The 17,854-nt window shown below is 69.4% G+C and carries 14 protein-coding genes; 5 read left to right on the forward strand and 9 right to left on the reverse strand.

Annotated features, from left to right (window positions below):
* Positions 1–40: 40 nt before the first annotated feature.
* The 7 genes from E3O19_RS10685 to rsmI all read right to left on the reverse strand — a co-directional run bounded on the left by E3O19_RS10685 (position 41) and on the right by rsmI (position 8,918).
* A complete protein-coding gene (locus E3O19_RS10685; RefSeq protein WP_134567439.1) occupies positions 41–1,846 on the reverse strand; it encodes an ABC-F family ATP-binding cassette domain-containing protein in 1,806 nt (601 codons plus the stop codon).
* Between the two features lie 166 nt (positions 1,847–2,012).
* Positions 2,013–2,948 (reverse strand): 4-(cytidine 5'-diphospho)-2-C-methyl-D-erythritol kinase, encoded by a 936-nt coding sequence (locus E3O19_RS10690; protein WP_134567441.1) that lies wholly within the window; start codon positions 2,946–2,948, stop codon positions 2,013–2,015.
* Positions 2,949–3,152: 204 nt separating this feature from the next.
* Complete coding sequence (rsmA, locus tag E3O19_RS10695) at positions 3,153–3,950, reverse strand: 16S rRNA (adenine(1518)-N(6)/adenine(1519)-N(6))-dimethyltransferase RsmA (protein ID WP_241981329.1); 798 nt, start codon at positions 3,948–3,950, stop codon at positions 3,153–3,155.
* A gap of 329 nt (positions 3,951–4,279) precedes the next feature.
* Complete coding sequence (locus E3O19_RS10700) at positions 4,280–5,281, reverse strand: TatD family hydrolase (protein ID WP_241981319.1); 1,002 nt, start codon at positions 5,279–5,281, stop codon at positions 4,280–4,282.
* Complete coding sequence (gene metG / locus E3O19_RS10705) at positions 5,274–6,836, reverse strand: methionine--tRNA ligase (protein WP_134567443.1); 1,563 nt, start codon at positions 6,834–6,836, stop codon at positions 5,274–5,276. Before metG ends, E3O19_RS10700 begins: the two co-directional genes overlap by 8 nt.
* Positions 6,837–6,903: 67 nt before the next feature.
* Positions 6,904–7,923: an NADP-dependent oxidoreductase gene (locus tag E3O19_RS10710; RefSeq protein ID WP_134567445.1), complete on the reverse strand. Its 1,020-nt coding sequence runs from the start codon at positions 7,921–7,923 to the stop codon at positions 6,904–6,906.
* A gap of 128 nt (positions 7,924–8,051) precedes the next feature.
* A complete protein-coding gene (rsmI, locus tag E3O19_RS10715) occupies positions 8,052–8,918 on the reverse strand; it encodes a 16S rRNA (cytidine(1402)-2'-O)-methyltransferase (protein ID WP_134567447.1) in 867 nt (288 codons plus the stop codon).
* A gap of 39 nt (positions 8,919–8,957) precedes the next feature.
* Between rsmI and E3O19_RS10720 the strand changes: the two genes are divergently transcribed.
* The 3 genes from E3O19_RS10720 to E3O19_RS10730 all read left to right on the forward strand — a co-directional run bounded on the left by E3O19_RS10720 (position 8,958) and on the right by E3O19_RS10730 (position 13,096).
* Positions 8,958–10,616, forward strand: a complete 1,659-nt coding sequence (locus E3O19_RS10720) for a dolichyl-phosphate-mannose--protein mannosyltransferase (RefSeq protein ID WP_134567449.1) — start codon at positions 8,958–8,960, stop codon at positions 10,614–10,616.
* A gap of 215 nt (positions 10,617–10,831) precedes the next feature.
* Positions 10,832–11,932, forward strand: a complete 1,101-nt coding sequence (locus E3O19_RS10725; protein WP_134567451.1) for a fatty acid desaturase family protein — start codon at positions 10,832–10,834, stop codon at positions 11,930–11,932.
* 174 nt (positions 11,933–12,106) lie between these two features.
* Positions 12,107–13,096 (forward strand): YeiH family protein, encoded by a 990-nt coding sequence (locus tag E3O19_RS10730; protein ID WP_134567453.1) that lies wholly within the window; start codon positions 12,107–12,109, stop codon positions 13,094–13,096.
* Between the two features lie 41 nt (positions 13,097–13,137).
* Here E3O19_RS10730 and E3O19_RS10735 read toward each other — a convergent pair whose 3' ends face one another.
* Positions 13,138–14,322 (reverse strand): FAD-dependent oxidoreductase, encoded by a 1,185-nt coding sequence (locus E3O19_RS10735; protein WP_134567455.1) that lies wholly within the window; start codon positions 14,320–14,322, stop codon positions 13,138–13,140.
* A gap of 365 nt (positions 14,323–14,687) precedes the next feature.
* Here E3O19_RS10735 and E3O19_RS10745 point away from each other — a divergent pair, with 365 nt between their 5' ends.
* Complete coding sequence (locus E3O19_RS10745) at positions 14,688–16,064, forward strand: L-serine ammonia-lyase (protein WP_134567456.1); 1,377 nt, start codon at positions 14,688–14,690, stop codon at positions 16,062–16,064.
* A gap of 138 nt (positions 16,065–16,202) precedes the next feature.
* Positions 16,203–16,742 (forward strand): LysM peptidoglycan-binding domain-containing protein, encoded by a 540-nt coding sequence (locus E3O19_RS10750; RefSeq protein ID WP_134567458.1) that lies wholly within the window; start codon positions 16,203–16,205, stop codon positions 16,740–16,742.
* A 22-nt stretch (positions 16,743–16,764) separates the two neighbouring features.
* On the opposite strand, the gene E3O19_RS10755 is transcribed toward E3O19_RS10750, so the two are convergent.
* Entirely contained in the window at positions 16,765–17,814 is a 1,050-nt protein-coding gene (locus tag E3O19_RS10755) for a Gfo/Idh/MocA family protein (RefSeq protein WP_134567460.1), read from the reverse strand.
* Positions 17,815–17,854: the final 40 nt, after the last annotated feature.

Raw genomic sequence — 17,854 nt, forward strand, 5'->3', positions numbered from 1 at the left:
CGCGGGCCGTGAGGACACACGCGGTAACAGTATCTGCGATTCAGCCCTCGATCAGCTCAGAGAGTTCGATCCAGCGGGTTTCGAACCCGGCGATGGAGGTCTCCAGTCCCTGCAGTTCGGTGCCGAGCGCGCCGAGGCCGTCGTAGTCCGCCTGGTCGTGGGTGGCGAGGCTCTCGTGCAGGGCCGCGATCCGGGCGTTCTGCTTCGCGACCTTCCGGTCGATCGATGCGAGCTCCTTCTGGGCGTTGCGCAGGTCGGCGCCGCCGATGGCGAGCTTGCGTGGCGCTTTGCCACCCGAGGTGTTTCCCGCGTTCGCGGCCGCCGGCTTGTCGTTGCCGCTGACCTGGCGCCTGCGCATCTCCAGGTACTCGTCCACACCGCCGGGCAGGTGCCGGAACGCGCCTTCCGTCACGGCGTACTGGTTGTCGGTGACGCGTTCGATCAGGTACCGGTCGTGAGAGACCACCAGCAGGGTGCCGGGGAAGGAGTCGAGCAGGTCTTCCATCGCCGCGAGCATGTCGGTGTCCAGGTCGTTGGTGGGCTCGTCGAGGATGAGCACGTTGGGCTCGTCGAGCACAATCAGCAGCAGCTGCAGGCGGCGCTTCTGGCCACCGGAGAGGTCCTTGACCTGGGTGGTCAGCTGAGCGCTCATGAAGCCCATCCGCTCGAGCATCTGGCCAGGGGTGATCTCCTTGCCGCCGGCGATGTAACTCGTCTTCTGGCGGCCGATGACCTCGCTGACCCGGTCGTTCTGGATGTCGTCCAGTTCGAAGAGCTGCTGGGTGAGCACGGCGACCTTGATGGTCTTGCCGCGCTTGACCGTGCCCTTCGTCGGCTGCAGGGTCCCGGCCACGAGATTGAGCAGGGTGGACTTGCCGGCGCCGTTGACGCCCATGATGCCGGTGCGCTCCCCGGGCGCGATCCGCCACGTGATGTCGTTCAGCACGGTCTTTTCGCCGAACCTGACCGAGATGTCGATCAGATCGACGACGTCCTTGCCGAGGCGCTGCATCGCCATCGACTGCATCGAGACGGTGTCTCGGGGCGGCGGCTCATTCTCGATCAGTTCGTTGGCGGCGTCGATGCGGAACTTGGGCTTGGCGGTTCGGGCGGGTGCGCCCCGGCGCAGCCAGGCCAGTTCCTTCTTCATCAGGTTCTGCCGTTTGGATTCGGAGGCCGCGCTCATCCGGTCGCGTTCGACACGCTGAAGGATGTAGGCGGCGTAGCCGCCCTCGAACGGTTCGATCAGGCGGTCGTGCACCTCCCAGGTCATGTTGCAGACCTCGTCGAGGAACCACCGGTCGTGAGTGACGACCACGAGCCCGCCGGAGTTGGTTGCCCAGCGGGTCTTGAGGTGGCCGGCCAGCCACGAGATGCCCTCCACGTCGAGGTGGTTGGTGGGCTCGTCGAGGAAGATGACGTCGTGGTCGCCGATCAGCACGGCGGCGAGGGCGACCCGGCGGCGCTGTCCACCGGAGAGGTCGTCGACGAGGGCGTCCCAGGGGATGTCCCGCACGAGACCCGCGATGACGTCGCGGACCTTGGAGTCGCCGGCCCAGACGTGCTCGTCGATTCCGCCGACAATGGTGTGGCCGACGGTCTGCCCGGAGGCGAGGTCGTCGGCCTGGTCGAGCATACCGATGGTCACGCCGCGACGACGTGTCACGCGGCCGGAGTCGGTTTCCATCCGACCCGCCAGCAGTCGCATGAGGGTGGACTTGCCGTCGCCGTTGCGGCCCACGACGCCGATCCGGTCGCCTTCGTTGAGACCGGCGGTTACGCTGTCGAAGATGACGCGGGTGGGAAATTCAAGGTGCAGGGACTCGGCCCCGAGCAAATGTGCCATAGCTTTCGAGTTTAGCTGGCGTGGCTGTGAGCGCAGCGCGCTCGAGCCCCGCTGCCCGAGCCTGTCCAGCTGAGGGGGCGCTTCGCGCCCGGGTGGTTGGCGAAAACATCGGCTTTCTCAGGAGACCCCGTGCGGTGGTCGAGCCAGTCGAGACCCCGCCCGGATCCTAGTCGTGGATGATTCGGGCGCCGTGCACCGGGCCGGTGGCACGTACGACGTGCAGGCGGGAGGCGCTCAGCGCGACCTGTAACTCGAGGGCGTTGTCGGCGTCCTGGACCAGGAACGCGACGGTGGGGCCGGAACCGGAGAGGATGCCGGCCAGCGCGCCGTTCGCCTCGCCGAGTTCGAGCACCCTGGCCAGGCCGGGGGCAAGGTGCAGCGCCGGGGCCTGCAGGTCGTTGTGGAGCGATTCGGCGAGCATCGCGGGGTCGCCGGCCCTCAGGGCCTGCAGCACGTTGGCATCGACGGTGGGCTGCAGCTGGGCCGGGAAGATGTCCTGAGCGTGCCGCTCGCGGTGGCGGTCGAGCTCGCTGTACACGGCGGGCGTCGACATGCCGAACTCGGCGAGGGCGAGCACCCAATGGAACTGCCCCTTGGCCAGGGCCGGGCTGAGCCGGTCACCGCGGCCGGTGCCGATCGCCGTGCCGCCGGTGTATGAGAACGGGACGTCGGCGCCGAGGGTGGCCGCTATGCCGAGCAGGTCCTCTCTGGTCGCTTCGGTGCCCCAGAGGGCGTCGCAGGCGAGGAGGGTCGCCGCGGCATCCGCGGATCCGCCGCCCATGCCACCGGCGATCGGGACGTTCTTCTCGATGTCCAGGCGCACGCCGCCGCGGAAGCCCGCCTTGCGGGCCAGCGCCCGAGCGGCCTTGATCGCGAGGTTGCTGCCATCGACGGCCAGTCCGGAGGTGTCGATCGATCCGCTGAACTCGACCGAGAAATCGTCGGCCGGGTAGGCGCGCACGTCCTCGTACAGGGAGACTGCCTGGTAGGCGGTTGCCACCTCGTGGTAACCGTCTTCGAGCACGGCACCGACCTTGAGGAAGACGTTGATTTTTCCCGGTGCCCTCGCGTGCACCATGGGAGATGCGGCCGCGTTGGTCATGTGACTAACCTAGCCCAGCCGGATCGGCTTCTCGTGACCGGGCGTGATGCTCAGCCGCCCTGGGCGGCCAGGACCGCCTGGTCGCCGATGCCGGCGCTTCTGCTGCTCACGAGGGTTTTCGGGCACAGGATTCCAGGACACGCCGCGATGCTAGCGCGCCGCTGCCCGGTGAAGGCGGACTCCGCCGGACAGCGATGCCGGGCGCTACCGGGCGCGCCAGGCGCGGGCGATCGCGAGGAAGTCGTTCACGGTGAGCTGTTCGCCGCGCTCGGTGGGGTCGATCCCAGCCTCGGCCAGGATGGTCGACGCAGTCGCTGAGTCGCCGAGCACGCTCGACAGCGACTGCCGCAGCATCTTGCGGCGTTGCTGGAATGCGCCGTCGACGAGGGCGAAGCTGGCCAGGCGCAGTTCCTCGCTTTCCAGCGGTTCCGCGCGTCGTTCGAAGGCGATCAGGATCGAGTCGACGTTCGGCACCGGCCAGAACACCTGGCGGCTGACCTTGCCCGCGGTGCGGAACTGCCCATACCAGGCGGCCTTGACGCTCGGGCTGCCGTAGACCTTCGAGCCGGGCGGGGCGGCGAGGCGCTCGCCGACCTCGGCCTGCACCATCACCACGCCGGCGCGGATCGACCCGAAGTGTTCGAGCAGGTGCAGCAGCACCGGCACGGAGACGTTGTATGGCAGGTTGGCCACCAACCTGGTCGGCGAGTCGGGGATCTCGGTGATCTTGAGCGCGTCGGCACGGATGACGGTCAGCGGCGCGCCCTCGTGCATCAGCTGCACGGTGAGCGGCAGCTGCTCGGCAAGCCGCTCGTCGATCTCGACTGCCACGACCCGGGCGCCGGTCTCGAGCAGGCCGAGGGTGAGGGAACCGAGGCCGGGGCCGACCTCCACGACGGTGTCGGCGTCGGTGATGGCCGCAACCTTGACGATCCTGCGCACGGTGTTACCGTCAATGACGAAGTTCTGGCCGAGCTTCTTGGTGGGGTTGACGCCGAGCATCTCGGCGAGGTCGCGGATCTCGGCCGGGCCGAGCAGGGTGCGGGTCGGCGGCGCCGCGGCGACGGGAGCCTCTGCGCCCGCTTCGGGCGTGCTCGAGTCCGCGGTGCTCGATTCCGCGGTGATCGAGCTCGTCGAGATCCCCGTCTCGACGAGCTCGACGGCCGGGACCTGCTCGGCCGGGATCTGATCGGCCGGGATCTGATCGGCCGGGGCGGCGTGCCGTCCCCTGGCGGGGTCCGCATCGCGGTCCGCGCCCTCGGTTCCGGCCCGCGGGTCGAGCGGAGGCGCTGCGGGTTCCTCACCCGCGGCGTACCCGTGCCTGGGTTCGGTCACGCGATGCCTCCCCCGGGGGTGGTCTCGGTCGCGGACGGCGCGTGGGGCGGTTTCACCGGTTCGGCGTCCCACCGCCCGTAGACGAGTTCGGTGTTCGAGGAGATCTGTGCGGCGAGCATCGCGGCATCCGTTTCGAGGTGGTCGGCCATGGCGCGGAGCGTGTGCGGCAGAAGGTAGGGGGCGTTCGGGCGGCCTCGGAAGGGCACTGGGGTGAGGAATGGGGCATCCGTCTCGACCAGGATCAGCCGGCTCGGAATCGCGGCGAGAGCATCGCGCAGGTTGTCCGCGTTCTTGAAGGTGACGGTGCCGGAGAACGAGAGGTACCAGCCGTTGTCGGCGCAGATCCTGGCCATCTCGGCGTCGCCGGAGAAACAGTGGAACACGGTGCGCTCGGGGGCGCCGACCCGGAGCAGGGTCTCGATGACTTCGGCGTGGGCGTCGCGGTCGTGGATCTGCAGGGCGAGGCCGTGCTGCTTCGCGATCTCGATGTGCGCCTCGAAGGACCGGTGCTGGGCTGCGCGGCCCTCGAGGCCGGTGCGGAAGAAGTCCAGACCGGTCTCGCCGACGGCGACGACCCTGGGGCGTGCGGCCAGGGCGGAGATCTCCGCCAGCGCGTCGTCAAGGGTGCCGGCGGCCTCGTAGGCCGGGGCTTCGTTGGGGTGGATGGCGACGGCCGCGAGCATGCGCGGCTCGGCGGCGGCCGCCGCCGCCGCCCAACGCGAGGTCGCCAGGTCGCCGCCGACCTGGATGACGCCGCGGATGCCGACGCTCGATGCCCGGTCGAGCTGTTCGGCAACGCTCAGCCCCTCGTCGCCGTCGGCGATTTGCCGTATTGAGCCTGTCGAAGGATCGAGGTGAGTGTGGTTGTCATAGACCGAGACGATGAGCGGCTCCGGCAGCGGCGGGTAGCGCAGATCGCGGTTCGCCGTCTGCTCGAGTCGGGGCACCCGGTCTTCGGCCGAGGCCGGGTCGGTGGCCGACACCGGGTGGTCAGCCAACCGTGACCTCGATGCGCGGGAAGAGCGCCTCGAGCGGGGACACGTGGGTGCCGCCGGTCCACTGCCAGGCCTGGTCGATGCGCACATCGGTGAGCTCACCGCTGCCACCGAGCGCCTGCCAGAGCTTCGCGGTGGCCTGGGGCACGACCGGGGAGAGCAGCACGGCGAGGGTGCCGAGTCCGCGCACGGCCGTGTACAGCACGGCCTCGAGTCGGGTGCGGCCGGCGTGGTCCTTGGCGAGGGCCCACGGTTCCTGGCTGGTGATGTAGCCGTTGAGTTCGTCGACCAGCTCCCAGATTGCGGCGATCGCCTCGTGGATGGCGAGGCGGGAGATTGCCTCGCCCGCGGCATCCGTGGCCCGCTTCTCGGTGGCGCGGATCAGCTCGTCGTCCTCGGTGAACACGGTGGGGGTCGGGATCTCCCCGTCGCAGTAGCGCACGACCATGGCGATCACGCGGGAGGCGAGGTTGCCGAACCCGTTGGCGAGCTCGGACTGGTAACGGGCGGAGAGGTCCTCCCAGGAGAATGACCCGTCCTGGCCGAAGCTGATCGCGCGCATGAAGTAATAGCGGAACGCGTCCGAGCCGAAGGTGTCGGTGATCTGGCTCGGAGCGATGCCGGTGAGCTTGGACTTGCTCATCTTCTCGCCGCCGACCAGCAGCCAGCCGTGGCCGAAGACCCGGCGGGGCACCTCGATGCCGGCCGCGAGGAGCATCGCCGGCCAGATCACGGCGTGGAAGCGAAGGATGTCCTTGCCCACGATGTGGGTGGCCGGCCACAGCCTGCTGAACTTCTCGTCGTCGTGGCCATAGCCCGCGGCGGTGATGTAGTTGAGCAGGGCGTCGAACCAGACGTAGACGACGTGGCTGTCGTCCCAGGGCACCTTGATGCCCCAGTCGAAGCTGGAACGGGAGATGGACAGGTCGCTCAGGCCCTGCTTGACGAAGGAGATGACCTCGTTGCGTGCGGCGGCGGGCTGGACGAAATCAGGGTTGTCTTCGTAGAGCGCGAGGAGCTGGTCGGCGAACGTGCTCATCCGGAAGAAGTAGTTCTTCTCGTGCAGGAGCTCGACCGGGATGGAGTGGATCGCGCAGACCTGCTGGCCGGCGAATTCGCCGGTGCCGTCGATGAGGTCGCTCGGCTGCTTGTACTCCTCACAGCCCACGCAGTAGTAGCCCTCGTACTCGCCCGTGTAGATGTGGCCGGCATCGTAGAGGTGCTGCAGGAACTTCTGCGCGTTCACCTCGTGGCGTTCGTCGGTTGTGCGGATGAAGTCGTCGTTCTTGATGTCGACGGTCTGCAGCAGGGGCTTCCACGCGGTCTCGACCAGGCGGTCGGCCCACTCCTTCGGCGTGACGCCGTTGGCGGTGGCGGTGCGCAGGATCTTCTGCCCGTGTTCGTCGGTGCCGGTCAGCAGCCAGGCCTTTTCACCGGCCTGCCGGTGCCAGCGCGCGAGCACATCGGCGGCCACTTCGGTGTAGGCGTGCCCGATATGAGGGACATCATTCACATAGAAAATCGGCGTGGTGATGTAGAAGGATGAGCCGTCGGACATACCCACCATCCTATTGGGAGCAGCGGATGGCGCCTGCCCTGTTACGGTGCGAGCCCGCTGGGGGCCCTCACTGGGGCGGAACGGGGGTGAACTCGGCCGCCCGGTCGGCCGGGCGCTGCCGCGGATGCCCGAACACCGGCGGCAGCACCTCGTGGGCGGGTGGCCCGGCGACCCGGCCGGGCTGGTCCTTGGTCGCCTCGGACTCTCGCACGTCGACGCCCCGCACTTTCTGGCGGGCGTAGCCGACCGGGTGCAGGCTGAGCACGATCTTGCCGTGGGCATGCCCGGCCTCGAGCTCGCGGTAGGCGTCCTGCACCCGGTCGAAGGGGTAGATCGCCGCAACCGGCACGACGATCTGGCGGTCGGCCACCATCCGGGCGATTTTCGCCAGCAGCACGGAATCGGTCATGTCGGCGGAGCGGAGATTGGCGAGGGAATCGTCGCCCAGATGATCGAGCTCGGCGTCGATGCCGCCCGGTGCGAGCCTGGCCAGCCGCTCGGCGAGGCCCGGTCCGTACTCCACCGGCACAACCCCGAGTTGGCGGAGGCGGTCGAAGCTCTCCTGACTGGCCGTTCCGATCACGGTGGCTCCACGCAGTCGGGCAAGCTGGGCGGCTATGCCACCGACCCCGCCCGCGGCGGCGTGCACGAGCACGGTGCGGCCGGGGTGCGGGTTCACATCCTGCACCGCCCGCCAGGCGTTGGCGCCGGCGACGTAGAGGCTGCCCGCGACCTCCCAGGCCAAAGAGGCGGGTTTGCGGACGATGTCGGTCGCCGGAACGGCAATGAGTTCGGCCTGGGACCCGCGGACGGCGTGCCCGATCACCTCGTCGCCGACCTTCCAGCCTGTGACGCCGACGCTGAGCTGCCGAACGATGCCGGCGAAGTCACTACCCTGTCCGGCCGGGAAACGCGCCGGCCATTCCGCGTCGAAACGGCCTTCCCTGATGGCTGCCTCCACCGGGTTGAGTCCGACCGCCACGACGTCGACAAGGACTTCGCCCGGACCGGGAACGGGATCCGGCACCTCGACGATCTGGAGAACATCCGGGCCGCCGTAGTGGGAGAACCTCACCGCTCGTGTCATCGGGCACCTCCTGTCTCCGACCATCCCTGCTGCCGCCAACCGGGATGTCGCATACCTAGGTTAACCATGAGTGAACCTCAGTTATTCCCTCGACCGCTCGTTCGCGCCCTGCCCGGCAGGGCGGGCGTTCAGCCCAGCGGGAGGCCGGAAAAGTCCGGCTTCGCGGGGGCTGGGCCACCGGACTTCTGCTGCAGCGCCGCCTCGTAGAGGTCGCGCTTGCCGAGGCCCGACGCGGCGGAGACATCCGCGGCGGCCTCCTTCAGCCGGGCGCCGGCCGCGACGAGGGCGAGCACCTCGGCGACACCGGTCGGAAGGTCGAGAACGCGCGCCTCGGCACCGGCGACGACGATGCAGATCTCGCCCTTGACGCCCGCCGCGGCCCACTCGGCCAGTTCGGCCGCCGTGCCCCGTTTCACTTCCTCATAGAACTTGGTCAGCTCCCGGCACACGACGACGCGCCGGTCGGCTCCGAGCACGGCTCCGAGGTCGGTGAGCGATGCCGCGAGCCGGTTGGGCGACTCGAAAAAGACCATGGTGCGCCGCTCGGCCGCCACTTCGCGCAGCGCGGTGACCCGGTCGCCGTGCTTGCGCGGGAGGAAACCCTCGAAGGTGAACCGGTCGGTCGGCAGCCCCGACACGGCGAGCGCCGTGAGCACGGCCGACGGGCCGGGCAACGCCGAGACGACCACGCCGGCCGCGACCGCCGCGTCGACCAGATGGAATCCGGGGTCGGAAACGGTGGGCATCCCTGCATCGCTGAGCACGAGGACATCCGTGTCGCGGGCCAGCTCGGCCAGCTCCGCCGCCTTGCCGCGCTCGTTGTGGTCGTGCAGACTGATCAGCCTCGGCCGGTTCTCGATACCGAGGGCCTTGAGCAGGTGCACGGTGACGCGGGTGTCCTCGGCGGCGATCACCGTCGCGCTAGTCAGGGCCTCGACGAGCCGGCGGGAGACGTCGCCGAGGTTTCCGATCGGAGTGGCAGCCAGGATGATCATGCTCCCAGTCTCGCAGTCACGGCTCACTACGATGGTCAGGTGTTCCTCAATAGCCGTTGGTTCTCCTGGGCCGGCCCCCTCGCGGTGACCGCACTGGCGGCGATCCTGCGACTCTGGAACCTGGGCAGCCCGCACTCGCTGGTCTTCGACGAGACGTTCTACGTGAAGGACGCGTGGACGCTCGCTAACAACGGCTACGAATCGACCTGGCCGGACAAGCCGGATGCGCTCTTCGCCGCCGGGCACACCGGCATCTTCACGACGAACCCGGCCTTCGTCGTGCACCCGCCGCTGGGCAAGTGGCTGATTTCGCTCGGGATGGCCGCTTTCGGGCCGGAGAGCAGCTGGGGCTGGCGAATCGTGACCGCCGTGATCGGCGCGCTTGCGGTCGTGCTGCTGATGCTGGTCGCGAAGAAGCTGTTCGGGTCGACGATACTCGCGGTGCTGGCGGGGTTCCTGTTCGCGATCGACGGCAACGCCATTGTGATGTCCCGGGTCGCCCTCCTCGACAACTCGGTGATGTTCTTCGCGCTCCTCGGCTTCGGCGCCGTGCTCCTCGACCGGGACTGGCACGCCGGACGGCTCGCCAAATGGATGGCCCGGCGCCGGGAGGCCGGGCGGGAGGCCGGCTGGGGTCCGACCCTCTGGTGGCGGCCCTGGTTGCTCGCCGCCGGGCTCGCGTTCGGGCTGACCTGCAGCGTCAAGTGGTCAGGCCTGTACTTCCTTGCCGCGTTCGGCGTCTACCTCGTGGTCGTGGATGCCCTCGCCCGGCGCCGGGCCGGCATCGCGTTCTGGTGGAGCGGCGCCGTGCTCAAACAGGCCCCGGCCACCTTCCTGCTGCTGGTGCCCGTCGCCGTGACCACCTTCCTGCTCTCCTGGGCCGGCTGGTTCGTCACCTCCGACGGCTTCTACCGCAACTGGGCCACCTCCCCCGGCGCCGCCTGGACCGGTGCACTGGCCTGGGTCCCCGATTCGGTGCAGAGCTTCTGGCATTACCAGGTGGCCGCGTACAGCTATCACGTCGGCCTGGCCACCCCCCATCCGTACCAGGCCAACCCGCTGACCTGGCTGTTCATGACCCGCCCGACGAGCATGTACTACCGGAGCTCGGCATTGGGCGAGAACGGCTGCGGTTTCACCACCTGCTCTGACGCGATCACCGGGATCGCCAACCCGCTGATCTGGTGGGCCGCGACAGCCGCGATTCTCTACCTCGTCTACCGCCTGGCGCGGTACCGCGAATGGCAGGTGGGCCTGATCCTGATGGGTATGGTCGGCGGCTATCTTCCCTGGATGATCTACCTCGGCCGCACGGTGTTCCAGTTCTACACGATCGCATTCGAGCCCTACCTGCTGCTGGCCCTGACCTGCGCGATCGGCCTCGTCCTCGGTCTCGTGCCCGGAATGGGGCGCCGTTCCGCGGCGACCGGGACGACGACCGCGGCGGTCGGGACGAGTGCGACGAGTACAACGGGCACGACGGGCACGACGGGCACGACGGGCACGACGGGCACGCCGGTTGCGGACGCGGAGGACACGGAGGACGCGGAGCGCGGCCGGCGCGCCGGCATTCGCGTCGTCGTGGGCTATCTCGCCGCCGCCGCCCTGGTGAGCGTCTTCTTCTACCCGCTCTGGACCGGGACGCAGACGTCGTTCTTGTTCTGGCAGATGCACATTTGGCTGCCCAGCTGGCGCTGACACGGGCCGCAGTCGGGCAACCATCCGGCCGGATTCGACGTTCCGGAAGGCGCATCCACACCCGCCTGATATGCCTCAGAAGGCATATAGCGACTGGGAAACACGTGTGAGTTCCCCCCCTCGACAGGGCTGCCGCCCGTAGACTGATTGTTATCTGTTTCACGAGTGATTGCTCCACAACCGACTGGGAAGTCCAGATACCAAACAAAGGCCTCATGTCGGAAGCAACCGTCGCGCCCACAGTGCGCATCGTCAAGACCCGCCCGGGTGGCGACTCGAAGAATCCAACGACCGAGTACTCATCCCTGCTGCACACCGTGCGCAACCTGGGACTCTTGAAGCGCGCGACCGGGTTCTACTGGTTCGTCTTCTCCATGCTGGTGCTCGCCACCGGCGCCGCCGCCACCGGCTTCGTGCTGCTCGGCGACAGTTGGTACCAGCTGATCATCGCCGCGGTGCTCGGCATCATCCTCACCCAGTTCGCGTTCCTCGCCCATGAAGCCTCGCACCGCCAGGTCTTCCAGTCGGGGCCCGCCAACGACCGGGCCGGCCGAATCCTCGCCAACCTGTTCGTCGGCATCAGCTACGCCTGGTGGATGAACAAGCACAGCCGGCACCACGCCAACCCGAACGTGATCGGCAAGGACCCCGACATCGATCCCGACTTCATCGTCTTCCGCGAGGAGGACGCCGCGAAGGTCGGCTGGCTCGGTTCCTTCGTCACCCGCAAGCAGGGTTACCTGTTCTTCCCGCTGCTGATGGCCGAGGGGTTCAACCTGCACGTGCAGGGCTTCAAGACGGTCTTCGGTCGCGGCAAGGTTGACAAGCGCTGGCTCGAAATCAGCATGCTGTCGACCCGCATCATCCTCTACGTCGCTGTGATCTTCTACTTCCTGCCGCTGGGCATGGCCTTCGCCTTCGTCGGCGTGCAGCTCGCGGTCTTCGGCGTGTACATGGGAGCGTCTTTCGCGCCCAATCACAAGGGAATGCCGCAGCTCCCGCACGAGAGCAAGGTCGATTTCCTTCGTCGCCAGGTGCTCACCTCGCGGAACATCCGCGGCGGCACCTTCATGGACACGTTCATGGGTGGCCTGAACTACCAGGTGGAGCACCACCTGTTCCCGAACATGGCTCGCCCGCACCTGCGCAAGGCGCAGGAGATCACCAAGGAATACTGCCAGTCGCACAACATCCTCTACACCGAGACGGGACTGTTCCAGTCCTACGGCATCGTGATCGCCTACCTCAACAAGGTCGGGCTCTCCGCCCGGGACCCGTTCGACTGCCCGATGGTCGCCCGCTTCCACCACCGCTGACCCGCGGCGCCCGGCCCGCTCCGGCCCGGCACTCCGACCGAACTGAGAGAAAAGCCGCTTTCCCCGCGGAGAGCGGTTTTTCTTCGCCTCGGCCGGGTCAGACCAGGCCTGCGACGGAGATCGAACGGGCTGCTCGGACCTGAGCACACGCCCGGGCGGCGTAGGCTCGGATAAATGTGGCTGCCGGGTGTGCTCGTCGCGGCCGCCGCCGCCCTCCTCTCCGGGATCGTCCACGCTGTCCTGCCCGGGTTCCCCTTACTCACCGTGGCGGTTGTGCTCGGCATCCTGGCCGGCCAGCTGCCGGCACGGCGCCGGGCCCCGGCCGGCGTCCTGGCGCCCGGACTCTCGGTCGCCGCCACCCGCATCATGCGGCTGGGCATCGTACTGCTCGGGCTCAAACTCAGCCTGGTCGACATCCTCGCGCTCGGGTGGCTGACCATCGCAACGACCGTCGCGATCGTACTGCTCACCTTCGCCGGCACCCTCTGGCTCGGCCGACGGCTCGGCCTGCCGGGTAACCAGCCGCTCTTGATCGCGACCGGGTTCTCGATCTGCGGTGCCTCCGCGATCGGTGCGATGAGCGGCGTGGTCAAGGCGAAGGACGAGGAGACCGCCACCCCGATCGCCCTGGTCACTCTGTGCGGCACTCTGGCCATCGCCGTGCTCCCGGTGCTGTGGCACCCGCTCGGCCTGACCGACGTCCAGTTCGGTCACTGGGTCGGTGCGGGCGTGCACGACGTGGGCCAGGTGATCGCGACCGCCCAGGTGGCCGGCCCTGCCGCCCTCGCCGTGGCCGTCGTCGTCAAGCTCACCCGGGTGCTCATGCTCGCGCCGATCGTGGCCGGCGTCGCGGTGCGCGAGCGCCGGCGCGACGCGCGTGACCCGGCGACCCCCGGGCCGGAGGCCCGCCCGCCGATCCTGCCCCTCTTCGTGGCCGGCTTCCTCGCCGCGGTGATGCTGCGCACCTTCGTGCCGCTCCCCGTCGGGCTGCTCGCCGGAGCGGACACCCTGCAGACGTACCTCCTGGCGACCGCCCTGTTCGGCCTCGGTACGGCCGTAGACCTCGGCGCGATTGTCCGCACGGGCGGCCGCGCCCTCACCGTGGGCCTGCTCTCCTGGACCCTGATCGCGGCGCTCGCGTTCGGCGCGGTGCAGTTGGGCTAATGCCCGGCGCTATCGCCGCAGGAGGCTGGCACCCCGAGGAGCTAGCGCCGCAGGAGCCAGCCGCCGGGGCCGGGGCCGGGCTTCCGGGAGAGGGCGAACAGGGACGGGGCGGCGGCGGAATCGGTGGCCAGGTCGGCGAGGATCCGGCCGACCGTGGGCGTGAACTTGAAGCCGTGCCCGCTGAACCCGGCGCCGACGGAGACCGGGCCGACCCGGTCGAGCACGAAGTCCTCGTCGGCCGTGGTCGTGTAGGTGCAGCTGACCGGTTCGCAGTCGTCGGGGTCGGCACCCGGGAGCCAGTCGCGCACGTAGCGCTGCAGGGCCGCGAGCTGCACCGGCTCCGGCAGGAAGCTCCGCGCGTCCGGGTCGGTGACCGCACCGACGCCGTGCCAGCCCGCCTTGACCCCCTGGCCCGGCGTGTACATGCCATAGATCGGCGAGTACCAATAGCCGTACCGTGCAGCGGCCGGGTCGAAGGCGTGGTTGAAGCCGGGCCAGTCGGTGGCGGCGGCGATCGCGGCATCCGTCGACCGGTCGCGCAACGCGAAGTGCGCCGGCTGCTCCTGGGTGACCCGGAGCCGCGGCACCGGGAGCACCCCGGCCAGCAGCGAGCCGGTCCAGGCGCCGACGGTCACGACGGCACGGCATGCCTCGATCATGCCGGCCTCGGTGATCACGCGCACCCGATCGTCCCCGAGCACCTCCAGGCGCAGCGCCCGGGTTTCATGCCTGATCTCGGCGCCGGCTGCGGCCGCGGCGGCCTGCAGGGCGGTCACCGCGGCATCCGCGTTCAGCCGCCCGGCGTCGGGGGTGTGCAGCACCCGGCCGTCGAAACGGATGCCCGGCCAGCGCTCCGCCGCGGCCTCCGCCGACAGGAAGCCGGCCCCGAGCCCCGCACCGGCGAGCGCCGCGGCCACGGCGTCGAAGTCGCGGTTCGGCCCGTGGTTGACCACCCCGACCTGCTCCAGCAGCCGAGATCCGGTCTGTGCTTCCAGCTCTCGCCACAACGGCAGCGCCTCGGCCAGCATCGCCACGTAGGTCGGGTCGGAGTATGCCGTGTTGAAGTTGCGGGAGGCCCCGTGGGAGGCACCGTTGGTGTGCCCGGGCCCAAAACGTTCGAGCAGCATCACCGAGCGGCCCCGCCTGGCCAGCTGCCATGCGGTCGCCGACCCCATCGCCCCGCCGCCGACAACAACCGTCTCCACTGTCTCCACTGTCGCCACCATGCCCTCATCCTGTCAGCCGAGCGGCCCGGGCGGGAATGGGCGCCGCGGGCACGGGCGTTGCACCTGGTGGGCAGGTCGGCGGCAGCCGACCGTCCCGACGGCACGAGGAGGCACACCATGACCGAGAGCATCCCGCAGATGGCGGAACCCGGGCGACCATACCCGGGGAGACCCCGGGCGGCGCGTCGACGGTCTGGATGCAATTGGGCATCTGGACTCGGACTGCCGCCGAGGCCGCAGGCCTGACCGTCGTGATGGACCGCTGGATAACGATCGAGCACGCGCGACTCCTCGGCGAGGCTCCCGCCGCCGGCTAACCGTCGCCTCCTCCCGCCGAAGCCGGAACCGCGCCGTACGATGGTCGGATGACAGCGTACGTGTCGGCTCTCGACCTCTTCTCCATCGGGATCGGTCCATCCAGTTCCCACACGGTCGGCCCCATGCGCGCCGCCCTCACCTTCGCCAGCCACCTGGCCGACACCGGCAGGCTGGGAGACGTCGCCCGGATCAGCTGCTCGCTCTACGGCTCGCTCGGTTCCACCGGTCTCGGCCACGGCACGCCGGACGCGATCCTGGCGGGCCTCGCCGGGCTTCAGCCGGAAACCTGCGACCCCGACGCGGTGCGGCACGCCTGGTCCGGCCTCGCCGAGGGCGCCACCCTTCTCCTTGCCGGCAGTCACCCCATCCCGGTCCAGCGGGACGACATCAGCTTCGAACCGCGCACCCGGCTGCCCGGCCACCCGAACGCGCTCACCCTGAGGGCGTGGGGTGAGACGGATGCCCTCCCCCTCTTCGAAGAGACCTGGTACTCGATCGGCGGCGGCTTCATCCGTCGCGACGGCGACCAGGCCCAGGCTCGCACACTGGCCGCCGCCCCCATGCCGTACGCGTCCAGCGCCGAACTCCTGGCGCTCTGTGACCTGCACGGCGTCTCCATCTGCGAGGTCGCCCGCGCCAACGAGGAGGCCATCCACGGCGTCGACCGGCTCAACGCCGGCCTTGACGCGATCTGGGACGCGATGCACGTGTGCGTGGAGGCAGGGCTCGTCGCCACCGGCATCCTGCCCGGCGGTCTCAAGGTGAAACGGCGTGCCGCCGCCGTTCGCATGCAGTTAGAGGAATATGAGAGCCTGCCGGTGCGTGAACGCGACACGTCGACGGAGTGGCTGCACGCTTTCGCACTGGCCGTGAACGAGGAGAACGCCTCCGGCGGGCGGGTCGTGACGGCCCCGACCAACGGCGCAGCAGGCATCATTCCCGCGGTCGGGCACTACTACCTGCGCTTCGTTCCGGGGGCGAACGCCGCCGGAATCCGCCGTTACCTGCTCACCGCGGTCGCTATCGGCTCCCTGGTCAAGGCCAACGCCTCCATCTCGGGGGCGGAGGGCGGATGCCAGGCCGAGGTCGGCTCCGCCTGCGCCATGGCTGCCGGCGCCCTCTGCGCCGTGCTCGGCGGCACTCCCCGCCAGGTCGAGAACGCGGCCGAGATCGCCATGGAACACCACCTGGGTCTGACCTGCGACCCGGTCGGCGGCCTGGTCCAGGTGCCCTGCATCGAACGAAACGCGATCGCATCGTCGACCGCCGTCTCCGCGGCCCGGCTCGCCCTGCACGGCGACGGCACCCACCTCGTCTCCCTCGACACCGTGATCGAGACCATGCGCCAGACCGGGCTGGACATGATGACCAAGTACAAGGAGACCAGCGAGGGCGGTCTCGCCGTCAACGTGATCGAATGCTGAGACGGCGAACAGCGCTGCACGAGTACCGGGCGCCGCACGAGTGCCGGGCGCGCGAAGTCCCCGGATCCGAATTCTGCCCCGAGAGGCCTAAACTGATTTCACGTCGGTCCTGAACCGGCGGTTTCCGGGGGGATCATCATGGGCACCACGACGCTACCGCACGAGCCGCGTGAGAGTCGGGCTGGTCGGGGCAGGCGGTCCACCCACGATCCCGTCCTGACCCGGGCCGCCCTGGCTCTCCTGGCTGCGGTGACGCTGCTCCCGGCCCTCGCCGGTTGCTCGACTCCCCCGGCGCCGGTCGTCACGGCCACCGTGCTCGTCACTCCGACGCCCACCCCGACGCCCACGCCCACCCCCACGGTCCCCGAGGTGATCATCCCCAACCCGCCGGCGCCGGAGACGACCCCGAATGCGGAGGCCGGGCCGGCCGTGCCGCTCCCGGAGGGGCCGGCGATCGACCAGGGTGCCACCATGGGTGCCCGGGGCGCCGCGGCCACGGATGCCGCCGGTAACCTGAGCACGTACACGGTCGTGGAGGGCGACGACTTCTTCGCCATCGCCCAGCGCTTCGACGTGCCGGTGCAGCAGCTGCTGAGGATGAACCCGTCGGTCTCGGGCCTCGGCGAGAACATCTACATCCGCAACATCATCAACCTCGACTGGACGGCCAAGCGTTGAAGCCCGGGCACGGCGCGTTTGCCTAGTGCGTCTGCAGGTTGATCCGTTCGATGATCGCGATCACCCTGAGCGATTCCTCGGGGTCGACCGGCACCTGCGCCCCCCGGAGCAGGGCATCCGCCAGCCCGGTGTAGAACGAGACGTAGCTGCCCCGCTCGGCGGGCACCGGGGTGAGGGCGCCGTCGATCCCGAGCACACCCCAGGTCGATTCGTCGTCGACCCCGAAGCCGGGGTCGGTCGGCCGCGCGCCGGCCTTGAGCGCCTCCTCCTGGCCATCCAGGCCCCACTTCGTGTACCCGGATTCCGAGCCGAGCACGTGGAACCGCGGGCCGGCCTGCGCCGCTATCCCGTTCATCCAGAGGTGCGAGCGCACCCCGGAGCCGTGGTGCAACGCCACGAAGGTGTCGTCGTCTGCGGTTCCGCCCGGGCGCCGGGTGAGGGTTTCGGCGTAGATGTCGTCGACCGGGCCGAACAGCACCATGGCCTGGTCGATCAGGTGCGCGCCGAGGTCGAAGAGCACACCGCCGCCCTCCTGGATCGTCGCGGCGGCCTTCCAGGATTTCGACTGCACGGGCTTGAACCATTCGAACCGCGACTCGAACCGGCGCACCGTGCCGAGCTTCCCGGCGTCCAACAGGGACTTCAGGGTCAGGAAGTCGCCGTCCCAGCGGCGGTTCTGGAACACGGTCAGCGGGAGGCCCAGCCGGTTGGCCTTCTCGATCAGCGCGCGGCCGTCCCTGCTCGTCACCGCGAACGGCTTGTCGACGACGACGGCCAGCCCGGCGTCGAGCGCCGCGTGCGCGAGCGGCACGTGGGTGGCCGATGGCGAACCGATCACGACCAGGTCGAGGTTCCCGGCCTCCGCGAAGAGTTCGTCGGGGCCGTCGACCAGGCGGGCCCTGGGATAGCGTTCCCCGGCCAGTTCGCGCCGGGTCGGGTCCTTCGTCACGATCAGGTCGAGGGAGAACTCGGGATTCGCGTCGATGAACGGGCTGTGGAAGAGCCGGCCGGAGGTGCCGAAACCGATCAGACCGGTGCGGATCGGGGCGTCGGAAACGTGGGTCGTTGACATGATCCCACCGTACTCCGGTGCAGCCGGCGGCCGGCGGCGG

This window comes from Cryobacterium algoritolerans (genome assembly GCF_004402785.1).
Classification (GTDB): Bacteria; Actinomycetota; Actinomycetes; order Actinomycetales; family Microbacteriaceae; genus Cryobacterium; species Cryobacterium algoritolerans.

Coding starts and splice junctions, on each gene's coding strand:
- E3O19_RS10685 (WP_134567439.1), bottom strand. CDS start 1,846: ATGGCACATTTGCTCGGGGCCGAGTCCCTGCACCTTGAATTTCCCACC.
- E3O19_RS10690 (WP_134567441.1), bottom strand. CDS start 2,948: ATGACCAACGCGGCCGCATCTCCCATGGTGCACGCGAGGGCACCGGGA.
- rsmA (WP_241981329.1), bottom strand. CDS start 3,950: ATGCTCGGCGTCAACCCCACCAAGAAGCTCGGCCAGAACTTCGTCATT.
- metG (WP_134567443.1), bottom strand. CDS start 6,836: ATGTCCGACGGCTCATCCTTCTACATCACCACGCCGATTTTCTATGTG.
- E3O19_RS10710 (WP_134567445.1), bottom strand. CDS start 7,923: ATGACACGAGCGGTGAGGTTCTCCCACTACGGCGGCCCGGATGTTCTC.
- rsmI (WP_134567447.1), bottom strand. CDS start 8,918: ATGATCATCCTGGCTGCCACTCCGATCGGAAACCTCGGCGACGTCTCC.
- E3O19_RS10725 (WP_134567451.1), top strand. CDS start 10,832: ATGTCGGAAGCAACCGTCGCGCCCACAGTGCGCATCGTCAAGACCCGC.
- E3O19_RS10730 (WP_134567453.1), top strand. CDS start 12,107: ATGTGGCTGCCGGGTGTGCTCGTCGCGGCCGCCGCCGCCCTCCTCTCC.
- E3O19_RS10735 (WP_134567455.1), bottom strand. CDS start 14,322: ATGGTGGCGACAGTGGAGACAGTGGAGACGGTTGTTGTCGGCGGCGGG.
- E3O19_RS10745 (WP_134567456.1), top strand. CDS start 14,688: ATGACAGCGTACGTGTCGGCTCTCGACCTCTTCTCCATCGGGATCGGT.
- E3O19_RS10750 (WP_134567458.1), top strand. CDS start 16,203: ATGGGCACCACGACGCTACCGCACGAGCCGCGTGAGAGTCGGGCTGGT.
- E3O19_RS10755 (WP_134567460.1), bottom strand. CDS start 17,814: ATGTCAACGACCCACGTTTCCGACGCCCCGATCCGCACCGGTCTGATC.